The organism is Pseudomonas gingeri (assembly GCF_013386115.1).
Classification (GTDB): Bacteria; Pseudomonadota; Gammaproteobacteria; order Pseudomonadales; family Pseudomonadaceae; genus Aquipseudomonas; species Aquipseudomonas gingeri.
Window position 1 is genome coordinate 1 of the sequence record NZ_JACAOR010000026.1, and the last position, 2,084, is coordinate 2,084.

1 protein-coding gene is annotated in these 2,084 nt (G+C 65.3%); it reads right to left on the minus strand.

The window, feature by feature from the left end; translation table 11 throughout:
• Positions 1-2,084: beta strand repeat-containing protein (locus tag HX881_RS32620; RefSeq protein ID WP_425503561.1), on the minus strand; the 2,084-nt coding region annotated here is incomplete at both ends.

Here is a 2,084-nt window from a genome sequence, read left to right on the forward strand (position 1 = left end):
CCATTGCTGTTATCGAGATGGGTGCCGGTAAACCCCAGCGCCTGCTGGGCGTTGATCGTCCCGCCGTTGTTCAGGGCCATGGCCTTCAGCGTCAGCACCGCGCCGCTGTCGATGGAACCGCCCGTGGCGTTGTTCAACAAACCGCTGACCGTCAGGGTCTGTCCCTGGGCGCTGGAGAGGATGCCCTGGTTGCTGTTATCGAGACTGGCGGCGTTAACAGTCAGGACCTTCTGGCTGACCAGCGCACCGGCATTGCCGTTGAGCAGCGCACCGTCCAAGGTCGCGTCGACGTTGCCGTTGCGACTGGAGACCGTACCGTTGTTGCGGTTGTCCAGACTGCCGCCCGTGAGCGTCACCCCCTCCCAGCCCGAGAGCAGGCCACCGTCCTGGTTGATCAGGCTGTCGGCCGTCAGGTCCAGCAGGTTGGTGCTGATCAACTTGCCGCCGTGGCTGTTGTCCAGGGTCCGCCCCTTCAGTTTCAGGCTCTGGGTGCTGGTGAATTCACCGCCCTGGTTGTTCAGGTCGCGCAGGTGAGCGACGGTCAGGTTGCCGGCCGTGGTGATATGCCCGCCGGCGTTGTTCAGGTCACCGGTGGCAGCACCGAAGTCGATGGCAATCGCACTGCCCAACAGCGAGCCGCCCTGGTTGTCGAGGCTGGCGCTGTTGAGGCTCAGGCCGTTGCTGGCGTTGATCAGGCCCTGGTTGCGGTTGCTCAGCTGGCCGTCCACGGTCAGGTCGAGCCCGGCCCGGCTGGTCAGGGTGCCGCCACTGTTGTCGAGGCTGCCGGCGTGCACATCCAGCGCAGCTGCCGCGATCATGCCCTTGAGGCTGGTCATCGCCTGATCGATGCGCAGGGTCAAGGCCTGGTTGCTCAGCAGCTTGCCGGTGTCGTTGTTCAGGCTGTCGGCTGCCAGGGTGAAGGCCTGGGCACTGGAGATTTCCCCGCCCTGGTTGTTCACGCCCTTGAGGTTGTTCAGGACCAGCAACGGTGCGTTGATCAGCCCGCCCTGGTTGTTCAGTTGACCGTGGTTGAGGTCCAGGCTGACCGAGGTATCGCCCTTGAGCTGGCCGCCCTGCTGGTCCAGGCCGGTGACGCTGGCGGTCAGGGCCTTGGCGGCGCCGATGCGCCCGCCATTCTGGTTGGTCAGTTGCGCGGCCGTCAGGTCCAGGCGATCGCCGCTGCTGAGGAAGCCACCGTGGCTGTTGTCGAAGTCGCCGGTGTTGATCGACACCGCCTCCTGGCCGCTGATCGTGCCGCCCTGGCGGTTGTCGAGACGGCTGCTGTGCAACTCGATGCCGCTGTCGGTCACCAGTCGGCCACCCTGGTTGACCAGGGCGCCATCGCTGGTGATCTTCAGTTGCCCGGCGGTGGAAAAACTGCCCCCCGAGTTATCCAGGCTGCCAGCATGGGCCGTCAGGGTGCCTTCGCTGCTGATCAGACCCGCGAGCTGGTTGGTCAGGGCACCGTCGAGGGTGATCACCAGGCCGGACTGCGCACTCAGTTTGCCGCCGCTGTTGTCCAGGCGGCTGCCGGTCAGCGTGGTGCTGCCCTGGCTGACCAACTGGCCCAGGCTCTGGTTGATCACCTGCGCGACCTTGAGTCCCAGCGCGGTGTCGGAGAGGACCTTGCCGCCTTCGCTGTTGTTCAGCGTCTGGCCGGCCAGGTTGACCGCCTGCACGCTGGAGATCTCGCCGGCCCGGTTATCGATGCGGTCGACGTTGAGGGTCAACTGCTGTTTCGCCGAGACCAGACCGGCATTGCGGTTGTCCAGGCTGCTACCGGTCAGGCTCAGGTTGCCTTCGGTGAGCAGGGCACCGTCCTGCTGGTTGAACGTCGTGACGGTAGCGGTCAGGTCGTCCTTGCTGGAGATACGTCCCCTGGCGTTGTCCACGGTGTCGGCGCGCAGGGTCAGCGGGCCGTTGGTGATCAGCGAGCCGTCCGAGTTGTCGAGGTGAGTGGCGGTCAGCTCCAGCTTTTGCTGGGCGGTGATGCGACCCTTGGCAGTGTTGTCCAGGGCCTGGCCCTTGAAGCTGAAGGTGTGGTTCGAACCGAGGCGACCGCCCTGATTGTTCACCGCGCCGGT